We start from the raw sequence: 5,989 nt of genomic DNA on the forward strand, positions 1-5,989 counted from the left end.
GGGGGGGGGTCGCCGGCACTCCAGCCCTACTCTCTCCGAATATCGCCGCTCTGCCCGACACACCTGTGTTCTGTCGCCCCCCCCCGCCCGCGCCCCCCCCCCCCCGGGCGGGGCGGCGCGGGGAGTCGGGGTCACGGCGTCGCGTAGGCCTCCACCTCGCTGAACTGGGCCGCGGGCCAGCCGGTGTTGCCGGTGACGGTCAGCCGCAGGTGGCGCAGGCTGGTCCCGGCGGGCAGGGCGATGGTGACCGTGTTGCCGGTGGCCGGGTCGAAGCGGTAGCCGGTGGAGCCGACCACCGTCGAGAACGTGCCCGCGGCGTTGCCGCCCAGCACCGACAGGGTCTGCGTACGGGCGCCCCAGGCCGTGGCCGGCGGCAGCTTCAGCACCACCCGGCGCACGGTCTGCGCCGAGCCGAGGTCGACCGTCAGCGACTGCGGGAAGGCGCTGTTCGCCGACTCCCAGTAGCTGGTGGTGTTCCCGTCGACCGCGTTGCCCGGCCCGTAGCCGCTGACGCTCCCGGTGGCGGTCGCCGGGCGGCCCTGGGCGAGATTGGCGGGCGTCGGGTTGCCCTGGCCCGGCTGCGGCCAGGTCGAGCAGTTCGACCAGGTGCTGGACCAGCCGGAGTTGCCGCCCCCGTCGGTGAGGGTGAAGGTGCCCGACGGGTACGGGCAGTTGTAGATGCCTGCCGCGCCGACGCCGCTCGCGGTGACGTTGCGGAAGGTCGCCGCGCCGGCCGTCTCCGCCTGGACCACCACCGTCCCGGTGTTGCGCACGGTCGCGCCGTCGACGGTGATGTTCTTCGCGGCGAGCCCGCGCCCGCCGCCGGAGACGAACTCGAAGGCGCTGTACGGGCTGTCGGTGATGGTGGTGTTGGTGATCTTGATCTGCGCCTCGGTCGCGCTGTCGTACGCGTCGACGCGGATCGCGCCCATCGGGTGGTTCCAGTTGGGGTTCATGGCGCCCGTGCGCACCAGCGTGTTGCCGTCGACGGTGATGGTGCCCGCGAGCGGATGGAACGGGTCCATGAACTTCTGGTTGGAGATCGCGATGCCGCTGCCGAGGGAGTTGGTGTCGGAGATCAGGTTGTTGCGGACCGTGATGTCGGTGCCGCCGTAGATCGCGATGCCGTTGGCGAGGTTCGGCTGGGTGATGGTGTTGTTCTCGAAGCTGCTGTTGGAGTCGGGCCCGTTCAGCGACCACATGGCGAGCGCGTCGTCGCCCTGGTTGCGCAGGAAGTTGTTGCGGACCTTGACCCCGCGGGCGTTGCCGTTGAGGTTGAGACCGTCGGCGGTCATATCGAGGAAACGATTGTTCTCGACGATCAGGTTGTCGTTGTTGCCGGTCAGCCAGAGCCCGACCTTGAGGTGCTGGAGCCACATCCCGGAGACCGAGCTGTTCGGTCCGAGGGTGCCGTTGACGAAGTTGTCGGGGTTGGTGTCGACCCGTTCGGTGACCTCGCCGATGACCGCGAAGTCCCGGATCTTGACGTTCCCGGAGCCGGCGGTCTGGTCGATGAACCGGGAGGTGCGCACGATCGAGTACCAGTGCCCGGCGCCCTGGAGGGTGACGTTCTGGATGCCGCTGAGGGACGACGTCAGCCGGTACTGGCCCGGCGGGATCCACACGGTCCCGCCCTGCGCGGCGGCGATGGCGTTGCGGAACGCCTGGGTGGAGTCGCCCGTACCGCTGGGGTCGGCGCCGTGCGAGACGACGGAGACGGACCCGGCGGGCTGCGTGGCCGCTGCCGCCACCTGCTCGAAGTCGGCGACGTCCACGGTGACCTGGACGCCGGTCGCCTGGACGGCCACCTTGGCGCCGGCCGCCACGTTCTGGCCGAGCAGCAGCCGGGCGTTGTCGTAGAAGTGGTGGGTCTTGGCGCCCGCGATCCAGGACGTGTCGACGTAGGAGTACTTGGAGGTGACCGTGATGGTCTTGGCGATCTTGACGCCGTTGACATACACGTCGAGGGTGCCGGACTGGCCGTCCGGGACGCTGTACGCCAGGTTCAGGGCGTTGGCCGCGCGCGGGACGGTGAACTCCACGCGCTGACCGGCGGTCAGCCGGACCGCCTGGCGGCCGGACGCCTCGGAGGCGAGGGTGCCCTGGGTGTAGTCGGGGCCGATCTTCGTGCCGGTGGTGGTGGCGGACTCGGCCTCGACCGAGGTGAAGGGGAGGGTGGCGCCGGAGGCGGCCTGGGCGCTGGTGGTGCCGAGGGCAACCATGGTGCCGGCCGAGAGGGCGACCGCCGTCGCGGCGACGGTCATGGACCTGACAGGCCTGCCGATGCGGATGTACATGTGCTCTGCCGTGCCTTTCGAGTGGGGGATGTTGCGAGTGGGGGGGTGGGGGGTGGGGGGCGAACAGGGGGTCCAGGGCCTGACACTCCGGCGGCACCCCGCGACGGACGGTACCGTGACGGAGGTGCACCGCGCGGCGGCAGGCCCTGGGGCGGGCTCAGACGCGCAGCCAGGCCGCCGTGTCCTGCGGCAGCCGGCCCTGGGCGTCCAGAGGTCCGCTGGTGAGCAGGAGGTCCGTGTGGGCGGGCAGTTCGGCGGCGGTGGCGGAGAGGTTCACCACGCAGTGCGCGCCGTCCGCGCGGGCGAAGTGCAGCACACCGTCCGGGGCGGGCAGCCAGGTCAGCGGGCCGCTCCCGAACGCCGGGCGCAGCCGGATCGCCTCCCGGTACAGCCGCAGCATCGAGCCCGGGTCACCGGCCTGGCCATCGGCGGCGTACGACGCCCAGTTCGCGGGCTGGGGCAGCCAGGGCTCCTGCCGTGAGCCGAAACCGGCGTGGGGCGCGTCGGCGGTCCAGGGCAGCGGGACCCGGCAGCCGTCTCGGCCGGGGTCGACGCCGCCGGAGCGGAAGTGCATCGGGTCCTCGATGCGGCCGAGCGGGATGTCCGCCTCGGGCAGGCCCAGTTCCTCGCCCTGGTAGAGGTAGACGGAGCCGGGCAGGGCCAGCGAGAGCAGGGCGGCGGCGCGCGCCCGCCGGGTGCCCAGGGCCAGGTCGGTGGGGGTGCCGAAGGCCTTGGTGGCGAAGGCGAAGGCGGTGTCCTCACGGCCGTAGCGGGTCACCGTACGGGTCACGTCGTGGTTGCACAGCACCCAGGTGGCGGGGGCGCCGACCGGGGCGTGCTCGGCGAGGGTCTCGTCGATGGAGGAGCGCAGCCGCGCCGGGTCCCAGGGGCAGGACAGGAACGCGAAGTTGAAGGCGGTGTGCAGTTCGTCGGGGCGCAGATAGCGGGCGAAGCGCTCGGTGTCGGGGAGCCACACCTCGCCGACGAAGACACCGTCGTAGTCGTCGGCGACCTGCCGCCAGGAGCGGTAGATGTCGTGCAGTTCGTCGCGGTCGACGAAGGGGTTGGGGTCGACGCCCTCGGTGAAGTCGGGCAGTTCGGGGTCCTTGGCGAGCAGGGCGGCGGAGTCGATGCGTACGCCCTCGACGCCGCGCTCGAACCAGAAGCGGAGCACGTCCTCGTGCTCGCGGCGGACCGCCGGGTGGTCCCAGTTGAGGTCGGGCTGCTCGGGGGTGAACAGGTGCAGGTACCACTCGCCGTCGGGCAGCCGGGTCCAGACCGGTTCGGTGGAGCCGGCGAACTGGGAGGGCCAGTCGTTGGGCGGGATCTCGCCCGTCTCACCGCGTCCGGGCCGGAAGTGGAACATCTCCCGCTCGGGGCTGCCGGGCCCGGCGGCGAGGGCCGCGCGGAACCAGGGGTGCTGGTCGGAGACATGGTTGGGCACGATGTCCACGATGGTACGGATGCCCAGCTCCCGCGCCTCGGCGATGAGCTTCTCGGCCTCGGCGAGGGTGCCGAAGGCCGGGTCGATGCTCCGGTAGTCGGCGACGTCGTATCCGCCGTCCTTGAGCGGCGAGAGATACCAGGGCGTGAACCACAGGGCGTCCACGCCGAGTTCGGCGAGGTACGGGAGGCGGGCGCGGACGCCGGCGAGGTCGCCGGTGCCGTCGCCGTCGCCGTCCGCGAAGCTGCGCACGTACACCTGGTAGATGACGGCGGAGCGCCACCAGTCGGACTGTTTCCGGGCAGGGGTGGGCTGTGCCACGGGGCTGGCCTTTCTGTCGGTCGTGGGGGGCGGCGGGTGTCAGCCCTTTGTGCTGCCCGCGCTGATCCCGGCGATGATGTGGCGCTGGAAGATCAGGAACATCGCGACCATCGGGATGCTGGCGATCACCATGGCGGCGATCAGCACGGTCAGCTGGATGTTCTGCGAGAGCTGGACCAGTGCCACGCTGATGGGCTGCTTGTCGGTGTCGGAGAAGACCATCAGCGGCCAGAGGAAGTCCTGCCACACGGCGACCAGGGCGAAGATCGACACGACGCCGAGCACCGGCCGGGACATGGGCAGGACGATCGACCAGAGGATGCGCAGTTTTCCGGCGCCGTCGATCTCGGCGGCCTCCAGCACATCGCGGGGGATCTGGTCGAAGAACCGCTTGAGCAGATAGAGGTTGAAGGCGTTGGCGACGGCCGGCAGCCAGATCGCGAGCGGGTCGTTGAGCAGCCCCAGATCGGCGACCGTCAGGTACTTCGGTACGACGAGGGCCTGGGCCGGGACCATGAGGGTGGCGAGGATGCCGCCGAGGACGACCTTGCCGAACACGGGCCGCAGTTTGGACAGGGCGTAGGCGGCGGCCGTGCAGAGCACGATCTGGAAGAACCAGGCGCCGGCCGCCTGCACCACCGTGTTCCACAGATGGGTGGGCAGGTCCATCAGTTCCCAGGCGTCCTTGTACCCGGCGAACTGCCAGTCCTCGGGGAGGATCGTGGGAGGCGTACGGGCCACCTCGTCCGGCGACTTCATCGCGCCGGTCACCATCCAGTAGACGGGGAAGAGGAAGGCCAGCGCGAACAGCAGGACGACGCCGCTGAAGACGCTCCAGTAGACGGCCCTGCCGCGCGGGCGGGCGAGGGCCGCCGGGGAGAGAAGGGTACGGGTGCTCATGCGCTGTCCCCCTCCGAGCGGGTGAGCCGCAGATAGACGGCGGCGAAAGCGCCGAGGAAGAGCAGCAGCATCACGCTCAGCGCGCAGGCGCCGCCGAAGTCGTTGTAGAGGAAGGCGTACTTGTAGATCAGGTAGAGCACGGTGACCGTGGCGTTCTCGGGGCCGCCGCCGGTGATGACGAACGGTTCGGTGAACACCTGCATCGTGGCGATGATCTGGAGCAGCATCAGCATCAGGATCACGAACCGGGTCTGCGGGATCGTGACGTGCCGGATGCGCTGGAACAGATTGGCGCCGTCGAGTTCCGCGGCCTCGTACAGCTCGCCCGGGATGGACTGGAGGGCGGCGAGGTAGATCAGGACCGTGCCACCCATGTTGGCCCAGGTGGCGACGATGACCAGGGAGATCAGGGCGGTGTCGGCGCCGTTGGTCCAGTTCGAGGTCGGCAGGTGCAGAAAGCGCAGTGCCTCGTTGGCGAGGCCGGTGCCGGGGTCGTAGAACCACTTCCACAGCAGGGCGCTGACCACCGGCGGGATCATCACCGGGAGGTAGACCACGACCCGGAAGAACGACTTGGCGTGCCGCAGTTCGTTCAGCACCAGGGCGAGCACGAACGGGATGGCGAAGCCGATGAGCAGGGCGAGCACCGTGAAGGTGAAGGTGTTCTTCCAGGCGGCGGCGAACTCGGGGTCGCCCCAGACCCGGGTGAAGTTCGCGGTGCCGACCCATTCGGGCGCCGATCCGGGGGTGTACTTCTGGAAGGCGATCACGACCGCGCGGATCGCCGGGTACCAGGAGAAGAGCGCGAAGCAGATCAGTCCGCCGACGAGGAAGCCGTAGGCGCGGACCTGGTCGGTGAGGCGGCGCGGGGCCCCGGGGCCCGCCGCGGGCGGGGGGCGCGCCCCCGCGGACACAGCCCCCCCCGCCACCCCCCGCGCCCCGCGCGGGCGCCCCGCGCGGGGGGGGGGGGGGGGGGCCCCCCCCCGGCGGGGGTGCCCCCCCCGGTGCCGCCGGGGGGCCGCGGCGG

4 protein-coding genes are annotated in these 5,989 nt (G+C 71.0%); all 4 read right to left on the reverse strand.

Annotated features, from left to right (window positions below):
- Positions 1-131 precede the first annotated feature (131 nt).
- Complete coding sequence (locus tag ACFXAZ_RS07075) at positions 132-2,264, reverse strand: discoidin domain-containing protein (protein ID WP_384586138.1); 2,133 nt, start codon at positions 2,262-2,264, stop codon at positions 132-134.
- A gap of 190 nt (positions 2,265-2,454) precedes the next feature.
- Positions 2,455-4,062, reverse strand: a complete 1,608-nt coding sequence (locus ACFXAZ_RS07080) for a glycoside hydrolase family 13 protein (protein WP_384586140.1) — start codon at positions 4,060-4,062, stop codon at positions 2,455-2,457.
- A 39-nt stretch (positions 4,063-4,101) separates the two neighbouring features.
- Positions 4,102-4,962, reverse strand: coding sequence for a carbohydrate ABC transporter permease (locus ACFXAZ_RS07085; RefSeq protein WP_384586142.1), 861 nt, complete (start codon positions 4,960-4,962; stop codon positions 4,102-4,104).
- Entirely contained in the window at positions 4,959-5,876 is a 918-nt protein-coding gene (locus ACFXAZ_RS07090; RefSeq protein WP_384586144.1) for a carbohydrate ABC transporter permease, read from the reverse strand. Before ACFXAZ_RS07090 ends, ACFXAZ_RS07085 begins: the two co-directional genes overlap by 4 nt.
- Positions 5,877-5,989 lie beyond the last annotated feature (113 nt).

Source organism: Streptomyces sp. NPDC059477 (genome assembly GCF_042749375.1).
Lineage (GTDB): Bacteria > Actinomycetota > Actinomycetes > Streptomycetales > Streptomycetaceae > Streptomyces.

Bases quoted from the DNA above. Each gene is read 5' to 3' on its own strand.
- ACFXAZ_RS07075 (WP_384586138.1), bottom strand. From the start codon at position 2,264: ATGACCGTCGCCGCGACGGCGGTCGCCCTCTCGGCCGGCACCATGGTT.
- ACFXAZ_RS07085 (WP_384586142.1), bottom strand. From the start codon at position 4,962: ATGAGCACCCGTACCCTTCTCTCCCCGGCGGCCCTCGCCCGCCCGCGC.